Source organism: Sulfitobacter alexandrii, from assembly GCF_001886735.1.
GTDB classification, from domain to species: domain Bacteria; phylum Pseudomonadota; class Alphaproteobacteria; order Rhodobacterales; family Rhodobacteraceae; genus Sulfitobacter; species Sulfitobacter alexandrii.
The window spans coordinates 3661364-3680228 of the sequence record NZ_CP018076.1 but is presented as its reverse complement, the minus strand read 5'-3'; the positions used below and the strand labels follow the sequence as shown (position 1 = coordinate 3680228).

Annotated in this window: 18 protein-coding genes; 10 read left to right on the top strand and 8 right to left on the bottom strand. The window is 62.7% G+C overall.

Annotated elements, in window-relative coordinates:
- Positions 1-14 precede the first annotated feature (14 nt).
- Together BOO69_RS17975 and regB are read right to left on the bottom strand one after the other, a co-directional pair.
- Entirely contained in the window at positions 15-1514 is a 1500-nt protein-coding gene (locus tag BOO69_RS17975; RefSeq protein ID WP_083545591.1) for a PAS-domain containing protein, read from the bottom strand.
- A 73-nt stretch (positions 1515-1587) separates the two neighbouring features.
- Positions 1588-2961 carry a sensor histidine kinase RegB gene (gene regB / locus BOO69_RS17970; RefSeq protein WP_071973418.1) on the bottom strand — a complete coding sequence of 458 codons (1374 nt, stop codon included), beginning with the start codon at positions 2959-2961 and terminating at the stop codon, positions 1588-1590.
- A 99-nt stretch (positions 2962-3060) separates the two neighbouring features.
- Here regB and BOO69_RS17965 point away from each other — a divergent pair, with 99 nt between their 5' ends.
- On the top strand, positions 3061-3672 hold the full coding sequence (locus BOO69_RS17965; RefSeq protein ID WP_172839561.1) for an SCO family protein: 612 nt from the start codon (positions 3061-3063) through the stop codon (positions 3670-3672).
- Between the two features lie 62 nt (positions 3673-3734).
- A complete protein-coding gene (locus tag BOO69_RS17960) occupies positions 3735-4286 on the top strand; it encodes an ActR/PrrA/RegA family redox response regulator transcription factor (RefSeq protein WP_071973417.1) in 552 nt (183 codons plus the stop codon).
- A gap of 9 nt (positions 4287-4295) precedes the next feature.
- Here BOO69_RS17960 and BOO69_RS17955 read toward each other — a convergent pair whose 3' ends face one another.
- Together BOO69_RS17955 and BOO69_RS17950 are read right to left on the bottom strand one after the other, a co-directional pair.
- Positions 4296-4787 carry a GNAT family N-acetyltransferase gene (locus BOO69_RS17955; protein WP_071973416.1) on the bottom strand — a complete coding sequence of 164 codons (492 nt, stop codon included), beginning with the start codon at positions 4785-4787 and terminating at the stop codon, positions 4296-4298.
- A gap of 12 nt (positions 4788-4799) precedes the next feature.
- On the bottom strand, positions 4800-5393 hold the full coding sequence (locus BOO69_RS17950; protein ID WP_071973909.1) for an HD domain-containing protein: 594 nt from the start codon (positions 5391-5393) through the stop codon (positions 4800-4802).
- A gap of 76 nt (positions 5394-5469) precedes the next feature.
- Between BOO69_RS17950 and BOO69_RS17945 the strand changes: the two genes are divergently transcribed.
- The 4 genes from BOO69_RS17945 (at position 5470) to BOO69_RS17930 (ending at position 8666) form a co-directional block, all read left to right on the top strand.
- Complete coding sequence (locus BOO69_RS17945) at positions 5470-5787, top strand: S-adenosyl-L-homocysteine hydrolase (protein WP_156874966.1); 318 nt, start codon at positions 5470-5472, stop codon at positions 5785-5787.
- A gap of 75 nt (positions 5788-5862) precedes the next feature.
- Positions 5863-7251, top strand: a complete 1389-nt coding sequence (gene ahcY, locus BOO69_RS17940; protein WP_071973414.1) for an adenosylhomocysteinase — start codon at positions 5863-5865, stop codon at positions 7249-7251.
- A 160-nt stretch (positions 7252-7411) separates the two neighbouring features.
- Positions 7412-8161, top strand: a complete 750-nt coding sequence (locus BOO69_RS17935; RefSeq protein WP_156874965.1) for a PRC-barrel domain-containing protein — start codon at positions 7412-7414, stop codon at positions 8159-8161.
- 163 nt (positions 8162-8324) lie between these two features.
- Positions 8325-8666, top strand: a complete 342-nt coding sequence (locus BOO69_RS17930) for a DUF2853 family protein (protein ID WP_071973412.1) — start codon at positions 8325-8327, stop codon at positions 8664-8666.
- 358 nt (positions 8667-9024) lie between these two features.
- On the opposite strand, the gene BOO69_RS17925 is transcribed toward BOO69_RS17930, so the two are convergent.
- Genes BOO69_RS17925 through tsaD form a run of 4 tightly spaced genes read right to left on the bottom strand, consistent with a single transcriptional unit; the run spans position 9025 to position 11750 of the window.
- Positions 9025-9444 (bottom strand): EVE domain-containing protein, encoded by a 420-nt coding sequence (locus BOO69_RS17925; protein ID WP_071973411.1) that lies wholly within the window; start codon positions 9442-9444, stop codon positions 9025-9027.
- A complete protein-coding gene (locus tag BOO69_RS17920; RefSeq protein ID WP_071973410.1) occupies positions 9444-9716 on the bottom strand; it encodes a YciI family protein in 273 nt (90 codons plus the stop codon). The genes BOO69_RS17925 and BOO69_RS17920 overlap by 1 nt, the downstream gene beginning before the upstream one ends.
- A gap of 1 nt (position 9717) precedes the next feature.
- The gene (locus tag BOO69_RS17915) at positions 9718-10671 is read right to left on the bottom strand and encodes an NAD(P)H-dependent glycerol-3-phosphate dehydrogenase (protein ID WP_071973409.1); all 954 of its coding nucleotides are present in this window, start codon (positions 10669-10671) and stop codon (positions 9718-9720) included.
- A complete protein-coding gene (tsaD, locus tag BOO69_RS17910) occupies positions 10668-11750 on the bottom strand; it encodes a tRNA (adenosine(37)-N6)-threonylcarbamoyltransferase complex transferase subunit TsaD (protein ID WP_071973408.1) in 1083 nt (360 codons plus the stop codon). The genes BOO69_RS17915 and tsaD overlap by 4 nt, the downstream gene beginning before the upstream one ends.
- Before the next feature lie 73 nt (positions 11751-11823).
- Here tsaD and BOO69_RS17905 point away from each other — a divergent pair, with 73 nt between their 5' ends.
- The 4 genes from BOO69_RS17905 (at position 11824) to BOO69_RS17890 (ending at position 18828) form a co-directional block, all read left to right on the top strand.
- Entirely contained in the window at positions 11824-12522 is a 699-nt protein-coding gene (locus BOO69_RS17905; protein WP_172839560.1) for a uroporphyrinogen-III synthase, read from the top strand.
- A 125-nt stretch (positions 12523-12647) separates the two neighbouring features.
- Positions 12648-13952 (top strand): COG4223 family protein, encoded by a 1305-nt coding sequence (locus BOO69_RS22880; protein WP_156874964.1) that lies wholly within the window; start codon positions 12648-12650, stop codon positions 13950-13952.
- Positions 13953-13965: 13 nt separating this feature from the next.
- Positions 13966-15459, top strand: a complete 1494-nt coding sequence (locus BOO69_RS17895; RefSeq protein WP_071973406.1) for a heme biosynthesis protein HemY — start codon at positions 13966-13968, stop codon at positions 15457-15459.
- Positions 15460-15666: 207 nt separating this feature from the next.
- The gene (locus BOO69_RS17890) at positions 15667-18828 is read left to right on the top strand and encodes a calcium-binding protein (RefSeq protein ID WP_071973405.1); all 3162 of its coding nucleotides are present in this window, start codon (positions 15667-15669) and stop codon (positions 18826-18828) included.
- Positions 18829-18865 lie beyond the last annotated feature (37 nt).

Below are 18865 nucleotides of genomic sequence, written 5' to 3'. Positions count from 1 at the left end.
AGGCAAAAGGCATGTCATGCAAGGGCGGTCGCAACCTCCTGCACAGCGCGGAACCTCATCAGTGTTCCGCCGGAGGCGATGGGCTCGCAGACGCAGGACAGGCGCAGACCGCTGTGGAGCGTGACTGTGCCGTTCAAAGGCTCCCGCGGTCCCTTTCTGCCCGGCATCGTCAGAAGCCGTTGCCAGCCAAGGTCTGTTGTCGCCGTTTGACGCCATATGGCCACGCAATCTGCGATCGTGACATCGGCGAAAGCCGCATCCGGTTTCTGCTGCCACAGATCCCGATAGGCCCGGTTGCAGAAGGTGAGGATGCCGGACGGCGAAAACACGGCCATGGCATCCTCGACCTTGTCCAGCAGGTGCTGGGTCATTTCCAGTTCAGACCGAAAGTTGCGTGTCAGGCTGATTTCCGCGCTGATATCCTCGAAAAGGAACACGGTCGCCCCGTCGGGATGGGGCCGACCCTGGACGGAGTACGTGCGCCCGTCTTCCAGTGACCACGTCTCCCGGTATCGACCGTCAGCGGCGGCCGCCACCAGTTCCATGATCTCCTTTCTCCAGGCGCCGTAGTTCTTGGGTTCGGGCATGCGTCTGTTCTCCCGCAGTTGATCGAAGAATGACAACATCGTGGGTCGCGCAGTCAGAAATGCGACCGGCAGCGCCGACAGCTCCAGCATCGCGGGATTGAACAGGAAGAGCTGATCGTCGCGATCGAAGACGGCGAGCCCGATCGGCAGATGCGCAAATGTCTTTGCCAGGGTCTGAACGAAGCTCCGCTGGGCGTCCTCCGCCTTGACCAATGCATCGATCGAGGTGGCGTGATGCATGGTCCAACCGTCTCTGTCCTGCGAGATGAGTTCGAACCAGATCGGGTCGCCCTGCGTCGGGTGCAGGGCCGCCCGCGTCCCACCTTCTGCGGAAGTTGGATCGAATAGCCGGTCCCCCTTGTCGGGCAGCCGACCGTGGACTTTCTGGAAAAGGCTTTGGTACGCTGTGTTGTGCCAGATAACGTCGCCTTTCCGATCCGTTTGCCACGCAGGATGCGGCGTGGTTTCCGACGCCAGTTTCGAGGCCGTTGCTGCAGGATCATGTCCCCCGGCGACAGACGGTGCCCGATCCGAACAGGTGACCCAGCACAGCGGCCCGCGCCAGGAAATCTCGACCCGCTGGATGTCGTCTGCGTCGTCGGCATGCAGCGTGATGCACCCGGCTTCACCGTCGCCGGGAGCATCCGGAAAAGCGGGAAACCGATGCGCGAGGGTTTCGTGCAGGTCGTCCCACAGGTGTGCCCCCGGAATCAGCGCGAAACGGCGCAGCGCGGTTGCGGTACCGTGATGCAATACGCCCGCATCGAAGAGCATCGACAGCGGCTCTTGGCTGGCCGCGCCCGTTTCTGTCTTTCGGCCGGCTTGCCGACCGGACCAATAGAGGCCGACCGAAGCAGCGACACCTGCGGCGAGCATCGCGACAGCGATTTCAGGTGAGGACAGCACGACAGGTTCCGATCCAGCCATGGAAGATTAACGGAGTCTTGCCTACCAAGATTAAGACTCCGTTAAGGCTGATTGACGGCCAGATCGCCCGAGGTCAGGCGATGATGCGCTGGTTTGCACCCAGCGGCGCGCTTGCCGTCTGCGCCTGGGAGATCAGCTTTTCTACCGGCCAGATGACTTCGACCACGGCACCGCTTGGCGGATGCTCCGGCCCGTTGGCGAAACGCAGCCGGGCGCCCGATCGCTCCAACAGGGTCTTCGCGATGAAAAGCCCGAGCCCCATGCCTTCGTACTCCGGCCTTGCCCCCATGATCTGACTGACCTTGCGCTGGCGCACGAAGGGATCGCCGATCCGACCGAGGACATCCGGCGGAAACCCGGGGCCATCATCGATGATCCGGATGGAAATCAGCTCGTCCGTCCAGTCGGTTTCGATCCAGACCGTTTCGCTGGCAAAGTCCACACCGTTCTGGATCAGGTTCCGAAGGCCGTGAATGATCTCGGGTTTGCGGAGTATGGTGGGCTGGTCCCGTGCGCCGTCACGAGCGGGCGCATGCTGGCGGATCACTTTTATACCGCGGTCCACGTGCGGCTCCGCAGCTTCTGCCACCACCGCCTCGAGCGGGGCCTGCCGCAGGTGCAGGTCATCCTTACCAGCCCGCCCCATGTCGCGCAGGATGTCCCGGCAGCGGTCGGCCTGGTCGCGGATCAGCGCGGCATCCTCCGCCAGTTCCGGGTGATCCCTGAGATCGTTGAGGAGTTCCGAGCTTGTCAGCTTGATGGTGGCCAAGGGCGTGCCCAGTTCGTGGGCTGCCGCCGCCACGACCCCGCCGAGATCGGTCAGTTTCTGCTCGCGGGCGAGTGCCATCTGCGTCGCTGCAAGCGCGTCCCCCATCGAGTGCACTTCGGACGTCACGCGACGGGAATAGGCGCTTGTGAAGATGATGGCGATCACGAGCGCCGTCCATTGCCCGAAATTGAACAAGGCCGGGATCTTCAGGACCTCGCCCTCGCTATTGATCAGCGGCAGGTGGCTGAAGGCCAGCACCGTAACTAAAACGATGGCGGTGGTGCACAGCAGCACGGTGGACCGAAGGCTGAGCGCGGTGGCCGAGATGGTGACCGGACCCAGAAGGAGGAGGGCGAAGGGGTTGTTCAGCCCGCCGGTCAGGTACAGCAGAAAAGCGATCTGAAGCAGATCGAACATGATCATCGCGAGATTTTCCCGCTCTGTCAGGCGCTTGTTCTCGGGAAACACGAATGTCGCGATCAGGTTGCCGATGATCGAAACGCCGACGGCAAAATAGCAAAGGCTGAGGGCCAATTGCAGGCCGAACATGACCTGGGCCACCGTAATGGCCACGAGTTGTCCGATGATCGCCACCCACCGCAGGACGATCATGGTGCGCAGGCGGATCCAGTTCGCGCGGGTGCGGCCCGAAAGGGGGCGGATATTGGCCTGCGTCATCAGCGCACCTTTTGCTCTTTGGCCGTTGCATGTCAGATCAGGTAGCGTAGGTCTGCACCCGGGAACGATCAAGGTGCGCAATTGGCGCAGGAGAAGATGATGAAACGTACAATGGCACTTGGCGCGGCGGCCGTCGCGGTGGTTTTCCTGGGGGCCACGTTCTGGTTGACGACACGTTCCACCGGGGCGGACCGGTTCGCGCAGTGCAGATCCTCCACAGTGGCTGGTGATATCGGTGGCCCGTTCGAGCTGGTCAATGCCGACGGCGAAACCGTAACCGATCAGGATGTCATCACCGAACCCGCCCTGATCTACTTCGGCTACACCTTCTGTCCCGATGTCTGCCCGTTGGATGTGGACCGGAATGCGCAGGCGGTCGAAATTCTGGAGGAACGCGGTACGACGGTGACGCCGGTCTTCATTTCCATCGATCCGGCGCGTGACACGCCGGAGGTCGTCGGCGATTTCGCCGAGGCGATGCATCCCCGCATGATCGGGCTCACCGGATCGGAATCCCAGGTGAAACAGGCGAGCCAGGCGTACCGGACCTACTACAAGGCGCACCCTCCCCAGGATGGAGAGTATCTGGTCGATCATTCGACATTCAGCTACCTGGTGATGCCCGAAGATGGCTTCGTCGACTATTTCCGCCGCGAGGTGACGCCTGAGGAGATGGCTGACAAACTGCAATGTTTCATCGACAATGCCTGAGCATTTGACCGTTTGAAAACGCGGATCATATTCACTGGCATGGGAACTGCAGGGCAACCTAGATGACTGAACCGCAACATGATCTCGGTCCGGACAGGACCTTGCTGCTTGTCGATGACGACGAACCCTTTCTGCGCCGCCTCGCGAAGGCGATGGAAAAACGTGGCTTCGACGTCGAGACGTCCGACAGCGTTGCCGGAGGAAAGGCGATCGCGACCGCCAGACCGCCGGCCTATGCCGTGATCGACCTGCGGCTGGAGGACGGGAACGGGCTGGACGTCGTGGAGGTACTGCGAGAGCGGCGGCAAGACGCGCGTGTCGTGGTGCTGACAGGGTACGGGGCGATCGCCACTGCTGTCGCCGCGGTCAAGATCGGCGCGACGGACTACCTTTCCAAACCGGCCGATGCGAACGATATCACCAACGCCTTGCTGGCGACCGGCGACGACATGCCGCCGCCGCCGGAAAACCCGATGAGCGCGGATCGCGTGCGGTGGGAACACATTCAGCGGGTCTATGAACTGTGCGATCGCAACGTGTCCGAGACCGCACGGAGGCTGAACATGCATCGGCGCACGCTTCAGCGCATTCTCGCCAAACGCTCGCCACGCTGACCGGCGCGGTCAGAGGTCGAAGCGTTTGAGCCGTTTGTCCACGACCGTTCCGTCGGCCATACGGTAGTTCTCGATGCGGCCGTAGTCCTCGAACCCTCGGCTTTGATAGTAGATCAGCCCGCCCTCGTTGTCGGCACGGATGTTGGCCCTGATCCACCGGTAACCCAGCTGCCGCGCCGCCGTTTCGGTCGCTTCGAACAGTCGGGAGCCGATGCCCATTCCGGTTTTGCCTTTCCGCGCGAACGTGGCGATCTCGGCAGCATGTTCCGGGTCTTCGACCATCGGCTCGATCCACTGAAAGCCAAGGATCTCTCCGCTGTTATCTTCGGCAACGTGCCATGCGGCACGCGCGGACGTGCGCATCCATTCCACGATGTCCTTTCGGGTGATCTGCCCGGTCAGCGCCGTGGTGCCGCCTGCGTCGACGATTTCCTGCAGAAGTTCGGCCAATGCACGGGCATCGGCGGGCGCGGCGCGTCGGATATGGATGGGCTGGACCATGCGCGGGCGGGATCAGAGTTCGGCCATCAGGGCCGTGTGTCGCGCGGTAAAGGCGTTGCGCGTTTCCACGGGTGGGCGCAGCACGATATCCAGACCCTCCGTTACGGCTTGATCTGGTTGTCCGAAGAACTTCGTTGCTTCGGCGGTGGAGAATCCGGCGATCTGGGTCGCCTCCATGTAGGCGCTGATCCTGTCGGCCCGCTTGATCTGTTTCTTGACGGATGCCGGCAGGACCGCTGGCAGACCGAAGCGGATATGGATGGCCGCGGTCAATCGTTCGTCCAATGCGCCATAGCCCGGCCCGACCGCCGCTTTGACCGGAGAGATCATGTCGCCGATCACGTATTCCGGCGCATCGTGAAGCAAGGCCGCGAGCCGCCATTTCGATCCGGTTTGCGGGTTGAGCCGACCGAAAAGCGTTTCCACGAGCAGGGAGTGCTCCGCGACGGAATAGGCGTGATCGCCCTTGGTCTGTCCGTTCCACCGCGCCACGAAGGCGAGACCGTGCGCGATGTCCTCGATTTCGACATCCATGGGGGTCGGATCCAGAAGGTCGAGCCGGCGTCCTGAAAGCATGCGCTGCCATGCGCGGGGCGGTTGGGCCATCGGATTGTTCTCCATCCATCTGACAGGGTTGGAACTTTTCATTTGCTCCGCCGTTCTATCCGCGAAGGAGATGATCATGAAACCCGTTATTTCGACACTTTCACTTGCTGCTGTTCTTGGCCTTTCCGCGACCCTGGCCAATGCACAGGATGATGGCACGCAGGATGTCTGCATGCCTGCCGCTGAAATGAAAGCATCGCTTGTCGACTGGTACGGTGAAACCCCCGTTTCCGAGCCTTCCGCCAAGGGGGAGCAGATGTGGGCATCCGACCGTTCCGGCACGTGGACCATGGTCAAGCTCCTGGCCGATGGTAGCGCCTGCGTCATCGCCCAAGGCGAGAATTGGATGGCTGGCGCGGAATCTCCCAAGCAATTGGCAATGCTCAACCGCTGACCGCTGCCGAAGCGTGTTGAGAACCCCATGAAATGGTGCTACTCGCCCTTTTAAACAAAGGTGCAGAGGTGTTTCATGGCCAAGGACTATATCGTTAAAGACATTAATCTGGCGGCCTACGGTCGCAAGGAACTCGACATCGCGGAAACCGAGATGCCGGGCCTCATGGCCTGCCGCGAGGAGTATGGCAGCAGCAAGCCTCTGAGCGGTGCCCGGATCGTTGGGTCTTTGCATATGACGATCCAGACTGCCGTGCTGATCGAAACACTGGTCGCCTTGGGTGCCGACGTGCGCTGGGCGTCCTGCAACATCTTCTCGACCCAGGATCACGCGGCCGCCGCGATTGCCGAGGGCGGCACGCCCGTCTTTGCCGTGAAAGGCCAGAGCCTCGAGGAGCACTGGGACTACCTCGACAAGTCCTTCATGTTCGAGGACGGGCCGAACATGATCCTCGACGACGGCGGCGATGCGACGCTCTATGTCCTGTTGGGCGCCCGCGCCGAGGCCGGTGAAGACGTCATTCCTGTACCGCAGTCGGAAGAGGAAGAGGTCATCAAGAAGCAGATCGCGAAGCGGATGAAGGAAAGCCCCGGCTGGTTCACCAAGGTCCGTGACCAGATCAAGGGCGTGTCCGAAGAAACCACGACCGGTGTTCACCGCCTTTACGACCTGCACAAGAAAGGGCACCTGCCTTTCCCCGCGATCAACGTGAACGACAGCGTCACGAAGTCCAAGTTTGACAACAAGTACGGCTGCAAGGAATCGCTGGTCGATGGCATTCGTCGCGCCACCGATACCATGATGGCCGGCAAGGTTGCCGTGGTCATGGGATACGGCGACGTCGGCAAAGGTTCCGCAGCGTCGCTCAAGGGGGCTGGCGCGCGTGTGATCGTCACGGAGGTCGATCCGATCTGCGCTCTGCAGGCGGCAATGGACGGCTTTCAGGTCACCACCTTGGAAGACGTGGTCGCGACGGCTGACATTTTCGTCACTACCACGGGCAACAAGGACGTCATCCGCATCGAGCACATGCGCGAGATGAAGGACATGGCGATCGTCGGCAACATCGGTCACTTCGACAACGAGATTCAGGTCGCCGCGCTGAAGAACCACAAGTGGACGAACATCAAGGAACAGGTGGACATGATCGAGATGCCGAACGGCAATCGTCTGATCCTGCTGTCCGAAGGCCGTCTGCTGAACCTCGGCAACGCCACAGGTCACCCGTCCTTCGTGATGTCGGCATCCTTCACCAACCAGGTTCTGGCGCAGATCGAACTGTGGACCAAGGGCGAGGAGTACAAGCCCGGCGTCTATATCCTGCCGAAGCATCTGGATGAAAAGGTTGCGCGTCTGCACCTCGACCGGATCGGCGTGAAGCTGAGCAAGCTGAACCCCGATCAGGCGGCATACATCGGCGTGACACCCGAAGGCCCATTCAAGCCGGAACATTACCGCTACTGATCGGCATCCCCCATTTCTGAGCGATCCAGACGCCGCCCGGTCCAAGCCGGGCGGCGTTTTCTTGCCGTTGCAGAAAACAGGCGCTCGCGCCGGGAACAATGCGCTCTCAGCCGTGGTTGAATCGGCAAATTCGACTGACACACAACCATTGGAGATCAAGATGAAGCGACTCACATTGAAAAGCACCGTCGCCGCGATTGCCATCACATCCGCCGCCACGGCCTGGGCGCAGACCGACATGAACGCCGACGCGAATGCAGATGTTTCCGCAGATACCGAAACCTCGACGACCGTGGACAACGCGCTCGACAACACGGGTGAGGTATTGAGCAACACCGCCGAAGAAGTCGGCGAGGCCATGGATGACACGAGTGCCGCGATTGCCGAAGGCGCGGAAGATGCCTACGACAGTGCAACCGACACGGAAACCGCGTCCGATGACGCGGCTGTGACGGCCCCGGAGACCACGGCCCAAACGGACGCGGATGTTGCCGATACCGACGCCTCGGAGACTGCCGACGCTCAGTCTGACGCCGGTGCAGAGCAGAACGAAACCGAAATGACCGCTGATGCGCAAACCGACGAGGCCGCGCCTGACGCCGAGATGGTCGATGGCTTTTCCGGTATGACCGTGGCCGACGTGGTAGGTCAGTCCGTGATCGAAGCCAACGGCAACGATGTCGGTGACGTCGATTCCGTCATCCGCGACGGCGACGAGATTGCCGTCGTGATCGGCATGGGCGGTTTCCTTGGCTTCGGTCAGCATGACGTGGCCGTACCGCTCGACCGGCTGACCCAAGGCGCCGACGGGACGCTGCAACTTTCGGATACAACGCAGGAAGAGCTGAACCTGATGCCGGAAGTCGACATGGACAGCGTGACCGAGCTTTCTGCCGACCAGCCCATCTGAGAGCCCGCGGACCAAAGACCAGTGGAAGGGGCGCCCCTGCGGCGCCCCTTTTCGTTCGCGTGGAACATTCGAAATTTTTTCTTTGTCGTGTCTGCATATATGGATACGGTCCCTGCCAAGGCCGAAACCGGCCTGAATTGAAGTCCAAGGTGGGAGAAATCAAATGGGCAAACGGGACGAATGGATCGCGAAATACGCTGACGATCTGAGAAACAAGTGTGGCATGACCCCGGATATGGACCTGTTGACCAAGGTGACCATCGGTTGTGGCCCGTCGATCTACGACGCGGATGCCCAGACCGTCGCCAGCAGCCAGGAAAGCGAATTGGAGCTGGTGAAAAAGAATTTCCTGATGAAGAAACTCGGACTGCCGGATGGTCCCAACCTGATGGAGGCGATCCATTCGGTAATCGAAACCTACGGCAAGTCCGAGCGGAACAAGTATCGCGCCGTGATCTACTACATGCTGACCAAGCACTTCGGAAAGGAAGCTGTCTACGGCTGATTTCCATTTCGTGCCAGACGCTTGGCTGAACGTGGTTAAGCGGACGTCTCGTTTTTCGATTGCATCCTGCGCATCGTTTTGTTGATCCGGAGCCGATATTTCGGCTAGGTTCCCGGCATCGGCCAGGATGGCCAGAACGGATTTCGATACGTGTGCCGGGGTAAAGGGAGCGCACGGGTGAGAAGGGTTCTGGCTTTCGAGCCAGGCCCTTTTTTCAGTTCTGAAAACATCATCTTCGATCCACGGGGCCGTGTGGCACCGGCGTCGCCGTTCCAGATCCGGGTCCGATGGGATCTTTTCGAAATCGGGTTCGGCAGTGACGGCAGCTTTGCCGAACAACGGACGTTCAGCTGCGCTTCTATGGGTCGGTATCGCCAAGCGCGCAGATGATGCGCCACTCCTCGTCCGTCACCGGTTGCACGGACAGTCGCGAGTTCTTGACAAGCACCATGTCGGCCAACCTGTCGTCGGCCTTGATCTCGTCCAGAGAAACGCTGCGATTGAACGGGCGCACAGCCTTGATGTCCACGCACTCCCAGCGGTCGTCGTCCGTCGTGCTGTCTGGATGGGCCTCCCGGATGATCTCGACGATCCCGACCACCGATTTCTCTTTCATCGAATGATAGAAGAAGCCGAGATCACCGACCTTCATCTCCCGCATGAAGTTGCGCGCTTGGTAGTTGCGCACACCGTCCCATTCCTCACCGGTGTCGCCCTTGGAAACCTGATCGTCCCAACCCCACGTGTTCGGTTCGGACTTGAACAGCCAGAACGCCATCAGCCGATGACCCTGTTCCAGCGTGTCAGTGTCACTTCGGCGAAAAGCCCGGCCTTCGCATAGGGATCTTTCGCCGCCCAATCGTCTGCAGTGGCCATGTCCGGCACGTCGAGGATGATAAGCGAGCCAACCATCGCCCCGTCATCGTCCAGCAGCGGCCCGGCCTGCGCGACCATGTCGGTGGACTTGAGGTATTCCAGGTGGGCCGGACGGTTCTCTGCGCGAATGTCCTGCGCGCCAGACTTGTCCTTTGCCATGAGAACGACAAACATCCTATTCTTCCTTCAACGGCCGCGCCAACAGGGACGTCATGGCGCTGGTCACATCTTGCCTGTTCTCGACCAGCCCCGCAACCACGGCGGTGATAGGGAGATCGAGCCCGGACCTCTGCGCAAGTGCATGAACCGCAAGGGCCGTCGCCGCCCCTTCGACCGTGACTGTCCGGTCGAACTGACGACCCTCGCCGATTGACAGACCAAGCCGATAATTGCGCGACTGATCGGATGTACAGGTGAGCACCAGATCGCCGAACCCCGACAGCCCGGCAAGCGTGTCCGGCTCGGCGTCGAGGGTGCGCGCCAAGCGCTGCATTTCCGCGAATCCGCGGGTCAGCAAGGCGGCCCGTGCGCTTTCTCCGAGGCCGGCACCCATCGCTGCGCCGCAAGCGATCGCGATCACGTTCTTGAGCGCGCCGCCCAATTCCGCGCCCACGGTATCCACCGTGCGGTAAAGACGCAGATTTTCGGTCGTCAGAGCCTGCTGGAGCGCTTTCGCCGCCGCTTCGTCGGCGCAACCGAGGGTCAGTGCCGTCGGCAGGCCGCGCGCGATGTCGGCTGCAAAACTGGGCCCGGTGAGGATCGCGGCGGTGGCGGTGGGAACCTCCTCGGCAATGATCGAAACCGGTCCGAGCCCTGTGTCGATCTCCATTCCCTTGCAGCAGGCGACCAGTCGCTTGCCCTGCAGCAGGGCGGCATGATCGGTCAGAAAGCCGCGCAGTTTCTGCATCGGCACCGCGAGAAGGATGGTCGTCGCGGCTGCGGCCTCCGCAATATCATCGGTAATCCAAAGTGCATCGGGCAACGGGCAGTCGGGAAGGCGCGCCGCGTTGACCCGGGTGGTCCGCATTTCCCCGATATCCCGCCCCCACAGGGTGACGGGCCCCCTGCCACACAGCGAGATCGCCAAGGCAGTGCCGAATGCGCCTGCGCCAAGAACGGAAACGCTCATGCCTTTGCCCCCTTCTTGCCGCTGCCCAGCATCGGCGCCTGCGCGCGGTCCAACGGCCACCGGGGCCGCGCCGCCAGTGTCAGGTCATCCGGCCCCCGCAGACCTGCCTGTTCCGCCGCCGCGAAAGCGATCATCGCGGCGTTGTCCGTGCACAGCGCAAGGGGCGGCGCAATGAAGCCCGCGCCGCAGTTGGCGGAGACCTTTTCCAGTGCCGCACGGATGGACTGGTTGGCTGCCACGCCGCCCGCCACGCAGAAGCTGCCGACAGGGGCGACGGCCTGGAACGCCCGGGCGCTCTTCTCGGCCAGGACATCGACCACCGCCGCCTGAAATCCTGCCGCGAGATCGGCCTGGTCCTGTCGGGTCAATCCGCCCTGATCGCCGATCAGGCTGTCACGGGTCCGTAGTACCGCGGTTTTCAGGCCCGAGAACGACATGTCGCACCCCGGACGGTCCAGAAGCGGGCGGGGGAAGGCAAAGCGCATCGGGTTTCCGGTCTGGGCGGCGGCTTCGATCGCCGGTCCACCGGGCTGCGGCAGTCCGATCAGGCGGGCGATCTTGTCGAATGCCTCTCCGGGGGCGTCGTCGATCGTCCCGCCCAGTCGCCTGAAATCATCCGGTCCTGAAACCAGCAGGAATTGGCAATGCCCGCCGGAGACCAGCAGCATGAGATAGGGATAGGCGACATCGTCGGTCAGGCGCGGCGTGAGTGCATGACCGGCAAGGTGGTTCACGCCGTACAAGGGTTTGCCGGTCGCAGCCGCGAGGCCCTTGGCGCACATCACGCCGGATACAACTCCTCCGATCAGGCCGGGCCCGGCAGTCACCGCGATGCCGTCAACATCCATCAGCCTGATCCCGGCGCGATCCAAGGCCTGCTCCACGCAGATATCCAGCTTTTCAGCGTGGGCACGGGCGGCGATTTCCGGAACGACGCCGCCGTAGGCCGCGTGCAGTTCCGCCTGGCCGAAAACGATGGAGGAAAGCACCTTCGCGCCATCCGGGGCGGTCCGCACGACTGCCGCCGCGGTATCGTCGCAGCTGCTTTCCAGTCCTAGGATCGTAAGAGAACGCGCCATGGTCCTACCGTTGCAGGGTTGTTTCCCGGCAGGTAACACTGGTTCAACCGTCAAACAATGCCCGGGACCGACCATGAGCGCGCCAATCCTGCTGCTGACCCGGCCCACGGAAAGCTCGACTGCCTTTCATGCGTCACTGGCGCCCGAAATTGCCGCGCGGGCGCAGGTGATCGTTTCCCCGCTGCTTCGGATCGTTGGAACCGGCGCGCCAGTTGACCTTGCGGGAATCCGGGGTGTGATCCTTACCTCGGCTCAGGCTGTCCGTTTCGCGCCGGACGGCGGGGACCGGCCCGCCTATTGCGTGGGCGAGGCGACCGCCGCCGCCGCACGGGCAAGGGGCTGGGATGTCCGGCAGGTCAGCGCCACGGCGGAGGAACTGCTTGCCGAGCTGCCCCGCATCGAAGGGCTGGTGATTCACCTCGGTGGCCGCCATCTGCGCATGGATATTGCCGGGGCGCTGCGGGACTGGGGCATGGATGCCGTTTCGGTGCCCCTGTACGATCAGGAACTGTGTCCCCTCAGCGATGAGGCGCAGGCGGCACTGAGCGGTGGATCACCTGTCGTCGCGCCCTTGTTTTCACTTCGGACCGCATCACATCTTGTCGCGCAAGCTGCGGAGTTGGGCCATACCCACGCCGTCGCGATCAGCCCGGCCGTGTCCGAGGTGCTGCCGGCAGGGAGCTTCGCATCGGTTCAGACCGTACCAAGCCCTTCTGCCGGGGAAATGCGCCGAGCGGTCGAAAAGCTGTTGTCCGGAAGCCGCTTGTCTTGAAGCCGGGCGCGGTTGCCGGGTAAGGTTGACAGGTCTAGCTGACCGGCAAGGTCAGAATCGGAAAGGTGGGTCAAGTGGCGAGCGGTAAAAAGGCAGACGCGAAGAGCGGGTCGGAAAAGCAGTCTGTGGATAACGCGGTGCCCACGCCCAGCCCGGCCAAGGAACAAGCCACCAAAGCCTCCGCCGCGACCGATACCGGGACGACCGACACGACAAAGCAGGCGTCCCCGTCCAGCGCCACCGCGGCTGCCGCAAAGGGATCGGCCAAATCGACGGGGACCAAGGCCGATGCACCTGCCCAGACGGTCAGCGCCGGGGCCAGCAGCACGGTCGGGACGGCAACCAACGTCGCGGCTTCCAAGCCCGCGGAAACCCGGAAACCGGAAACGGAACAAGCGGATCCGATCACGCGCGATCCGAAGTCCGCCTTTCAGCCCACCCGGAAGGTGATCGCCAAGACCACCGAAGCCACGCCGCCGCCGAAATCCCCGGAGCCGGTCAGTAGTCCGCCTCCGGCGACCCGGCGAACCGGCAGCATCTTCTGGCCGTTTCTTCTTGGCGGCGCCGTCGCAGCCGCGCTGGGCTTTGCCGCGGCCGAGGCCAACTTTATGAACCTGCGGACCGAAACCGGGGATATGCAGGCTCGGCTGGACAGCCAGGCGCAGGACATCGCGGCCCTGCAGGAAGCCGCCCCGCCGGAACCGGATCTGAGCGGCGTCGAACAGCAGCTTGCGCAACTGTCCGAGACCGTTCAATCGTTCGAGACGCGTATCGCGGCGCTGGAAGACCGTCCGGCAGCCGCTTCCGGCGACGGATCTGAGTCCGCCGACGATCTGGAAGAGATGCGCGCGGCGCTCGAGCGGCAACAATCCGAGATCGAAAGATTGCTCGCGAATGCGCAGAGCATAGAGGACGCCACCGCCGCAGCCGCCCGTGCCGCGGCGATCCAGGCCGGCGTCAGCAAGATGACGGCAGCGATCAGCACCGGATCGGCCTATGAAGGTGTCGTGAGCGACCTCAGGGATGCGGGGGTCAGCGATCTGCCCGAACCGCTCGTCGAGGGGGCCGCCGAAGGTGTCGCGACCCTGAGCAGCCTGCAGAACCGTTTTCCGGATGCAGCGCGCGATGCGCTCGCGGCGGCGCGCGCCAGCGGCCAGAGCGGCGAGGAAAACGGCGGGGTGACCGCGTTCCTGCGCCGCCAGCTTGGCGCGCGGTCGGTGCAGCCGCGCGAAGGCTCTGATCCCGACGCCATCCTGTCACGTGCCGAGGCGGCCCTGCGTGACGGTCGGGTGTCCGACGCGCTGGGCGAAATTGACTCTTTGCCCGACGAGGCCCAGTCTGCCATGTCCGACTGGATCGCCGATGCGCGCGCACGCGCCGGCGCGGAAGCCGGAGTGGAAGACCTGTCGCAAAGCCTGACGGCAAACTGAGGATACCCCGATTATGCTGTGGTCGTTGATTAAGATTGTCGTTTTCGTCGCCGTTGTCGGGGCGCTTGCCTGGGGTGCCGGATACCTGCTGGAAAGCCAGGGAGGCGTCCAGGTGACGCTGATGGGAACCGAGTACAGCTTCGGCCCGTTCCAGTCGGTCGTCGCCGTGATCCTGCTGATCCTGGCTGTCTGGCTGTTGCTCAAGCTCATGTCGCTGCTGGTCGCGACCTGGCATTTCCTGAACGGGGACGAGACAGCGCTGAGCCGTTACTTTGACCGGAATCGCGAACGCAAGGGCTATGAGGCGCTGTCGGATGGGCTGATGGCGCTGGCCAGCGGCGAGGGTAGGGTTGCCATGGCCAAGGCCGCCAAGGCGGACAAGTACCTGAACCGCCCCGCCCTGACCAACCTGCTGACCGCGCAGGCTGCCGAGCTGGCCGGTGACCGGCGAAAGGCCGAGGAAACCTACAGAAAGCTTGTCGCGGACGAGAAGACCCGGTTCGTCGGCGTTCGCGGAATCATGAAGCAGAAGCTGGCAGAGGGCGACACGGAAACGGCGCTGCAACTCGCGGAGAAGGCCTTTGCCCTGAAGCCCAAGCACGAGGAAACCGGCGATGTGCTTTTGCGTCTGCAGGCCGAGAAGGAGGACTGGGCCGGTGCCCGCAAGACGCTGAGCACCAAGTTGAAGAACGGTCAGTTGCCCCGCGACGTGCACAAGCGCCGCGATGCAGTGCTGGCCTTGTCCGAAGCGCGCGAAGTCTTTGCCGAGGGCAACGACATCGAAGCGCGCGAGGAGGCCATCGAGGCCAATCGCCTGTCGCCCGATCTGATTCCGGCGGCAGTCATGGCCGCGCAGGGGTACAGCGACCAGAAGAAGCCCCGCTATGCCTCGCGGGTTCTTACCAAGGCATGGAGCGTTCATCCGCATCCCGACCTCGCCGCGGCCTTTGCTGCCATCGAGCCGGACGAGAAACCCGCGGCCCGGATCAAGCGGTTCGGTGCCCTGACCCGGTCGCAGCCCGACCACCCCGAAACAAGGATGCTGCTGACCGAACTGCACATCGCGAACGAGGACTTTCCCGCCGCCCGCCGCGCCCTGGGCAAGCTGGCAGAGGAAGATCCGACCGCGCGTTCCGTCACGTTGATGGCTGCCATCGAACGCGGAGAGGGGGCATCGGACACGGTGGTAAAGGGCTGGCTGGCCCGCGCCCTGACCGTTTCTCGGGGCCCGCAGTGGATTTGCGAGAACTGCCAGCATATCCACGCCAACTGGAAACCGATCTGCGAGAACTGCAAGAGCTTCGACACGCTTGCCTGGAAAACACCGCCGATGTCCGAGGTCGCGATGCCGGGCGGTGTCCAGATGCTGCCGCTCATCGTCGGCGCGCCGCAGGACGATACGGGCGCGGATGGTGGCGGAAAGGTCGCCACCCGCAGCGATATCGAGGACGCGGAGTTGCTTGACGAAGATGGCAGCAGGAAGGCCGACGCACAGGCGACGCCCTGATCGATCCGAGGGGTGAGGCCGCTAGCGCCTGCCGGTCCGACCTTGTCCGATGCCGTTCCGTCAGACAACGGCGCCCGAAATCCTCCGAATACTGCTTCAACCAAAGGTAGAAAAACGGAAAACGCTGAAAACGAAGGCAATTTTTCCTAGAAATGTGCGAGCGGAAACCCTACGAAAGTTATGTATCTTTTCAGAGGGTGACTTTTCATGCTGAACGTCCAGTTTTTCCGCTCAACCGCCGATCTCTTCGAACAGGCTTTCTACGATCCGATCGACAATGAGTTCGACGTCGATCTGCAAAGTTGGTCTTCGACCGAAATCAACGTCCGCAACCCGCTGACAGGGTGGACGACGACGATCACGGGCAGCGGATTCTCCAACCCCGAAGTCACCTTGACGGGTATCGTCAACAGCCTCGAGATCAGGGATCAGAACGGCAACGTCGTCGCATCGTTCAGCAACGCGGCATGGGGCCTTGCGACCTTCATCAGCGCCATGGACGAATTGCTGACGAACGACAACGAGGTTCCGTTCAACAACCTTCTCAACCTGCAGCCCATCAACCTCGACGGCAGCAACTCCGTCGAAGGCATCGACGCCTACATCGACGGGGTGACCGTCCCTGTCACGGCAGTCGGGTCGGATTTCAACGACACCATCGTCGGCGGCAGCGGCAATGACACCATCGTCGGCGGGGACGGCAGCGACGAGCTTGTGGGTGGGGCCGGAAACGACTCCATCAATCCCGGCGACAACACCGATTTCGACTATATCATGACCGGCGCGGGCAACGACACGGTGAACCTCGTCGAGGTTCAGCAGGGCTATGTCGAACTCGATCACCGTGATCTCAATGCGGGCATCACGGCGAACATCAACGGCAACACCAACTTCTCGACCATCAACAAGGGTGTGAACGGCACCACCTCCATCCTGGATGTGGCCGGTGCAATGCGCGCTGACGGTTTCCAGATCACGGGAACGAATTTTGCGGACACTTTCAATGTGACCGTCGCCAACGGGGGGTGGATGGCCCTGCGCGGACTGGATGGCGTGGACAACTACGTCATCAATGCCAGCACCGGCGACGTGCGGCTCGACTTCCGCTCCAACGAGGTGCGCAGCGGGGTGATCGTCAACCTTGCGACCGGCGTCGTTGGCAACGACGGCTTCGGCAACCAGGAATCGATCTCCGGCACCGGCTCCGTCTGGGAAGTCCGCGGCACGCAATTCAGCGATACGATGATCGGGAGCGACAACAACGAAAGCTTCATCGGTCTGGCCGGGAATGACAGCATCGACGGCGGCGGCGGGATCGACCGTCTGCGCTTTGACAGCGGTGCGAACGTCACGAACCTTTTCGTCGACATGCAGAACGGCATCGCCACCGGCTTCGCCAACGGCGCCTCCCTCAACACGTCGTTTTCGGGAATCGAGCGCATCCGCGGATCGAACAACGCGGATAACATCGTGGGCGCCGACGGCGGTGTCGAACTGGACGGTCGCGGCGGTGACGACACGCTGACCGGCGGCAACGGCAACGACACGCTGATCGGTGGCAACGGCAACGATTCCATTTCGGCGGGCTCGAACAACGGCGGCTTCGATCAAATTCTGGCAGGTACTGGAAATGACATCGTCAACCTGAGCAACGCGGACGTGGGTTTCGTCAGCATCGAACACTACGACCTTGATGCCGGCATCACGGTGAACATCAACGGCAACGCCAATACCGCTTCGATCACCAAGGCGTCTGGCGGCACGACGACCGTGATCGGCGCGGCCAATGCGATGCAGAACGAAGGCCTGCTGATTTTCGGCAGCCGGCATAGCGACACGTTCAACGTCTCGGGCGCCGATGACGGCTTCCTCGTGCTGAACGGCTACCGTGGTGCGGACAACTACGTCATCGGCACGGGCGGTTTCGTGCGGCTCGACTTCTTCGTGCGCGGCGATCCGAACACCAGCGGTGTGAACGTGAACCTCGCCACCGGCACGATCCTGAACGATGGCTTCGGCAACGTCGAAACGATTGCGGGCCCGGGGCGTGTGAACGAACTGCGCGGCACCCTGCTGGCTGACATCATGGTCGGCAGCAGCGACAACGACAGTTTCGTACTGGTGGGCGGCAATGACTCGATCAACGGCGGCGACGGTTTCGACCGCGTCCGTTTTGACGATGGCAACCTTCAGGTGTCCGGCCTGCGCGTCAACATGGAAACGGGTGTCACCACGGGCACCGTCGATGGCACGGCGTTCAACGCATCGCTGTCGAACATCGAATCCGTGCGCGGCAGCCGGAACAACGACCTCGTCGTCGGTTCGTCCGGCAACGACCGTGTCGAAGGGCACGATGGGAATGACACGATCGCCGGCGAAAACGGCAACGACACGCTGCTCGGCGAAGGCGGCCGCGACGTGATCCGTGGCGGTGTCGGCAATGACGTGATCGACGGCGGCGCCGACGGTGACGCGCTGATCGGCGACGGCGGCTTTGACACGATCATGGGCGGTGACGGTGACGACTTCATCAATGGCGGCTTCGGCGCTGACAGCCTGATGGGCGGCAACGGCAACGACCGGATTCTCGGTGAAAGCGGTTTCGACTACCTGTACGGCGATGCGGGCAACGACACGCTGCTGTCCGGCGACAGCGCCGACCGTGTCTTTGGCGGTGACGGCGACGACCTGATCCGGGGCGGCCTGAACTTCGGCGGCTCGGTCGATGGCCTGAACGGCGACGCCGGGAACGATACCATCTTCGGCGACGGCGGCTTCGACGTGCTGAATGGTGGTGACGGCGACGACCTGCTCGACGGCGGCAACCAGGCGGACAACCTCTATGGCGATGCCGGGAACGATACTCTGCTGGGTGGCAACGGCTTCGATCGCCTGTTCGGTGGCGAGGGCGACGACTCCCTTGACGGCGGCACGACTGGCGATGCCCTGCTGGGTGAAAGCGGTAACGACACTATGATGGGCGGCGAAGGTAACGACCGTCTGCTGGGCGGTTCCGGCAACGACCTGATGATGGGCGGCGAGGGGAACGACTCGCTTTACGGAAACGCGGGTTTCGATACGCTGGACGGCGGCGCGGGTGACGACATCCTGCGCGGCGACTTCAACGGCGACACCTTTGTCTTTGCGGACATGCACGGCAACGACACCGTTGTCGGGTTCGACGCCTTCAGCGGGAACGAGGTTCTGGATTTCTCGGGCCTGTCCTCCATCAACACTATCGGCGAAGCGCTTGCCGCAGCCTCGACAGTCGGCGGAAGCACGGTGATCGACACCGGCAACGGCAACTCGATCCTGCTGCTGGGGGTCAACATCTCCGACCTGGATGCCAGCGACTTCCTGTTCAGCTGACAGGAAACGGGGGCGCCGCGCCGCGGTGCCCCCGGAC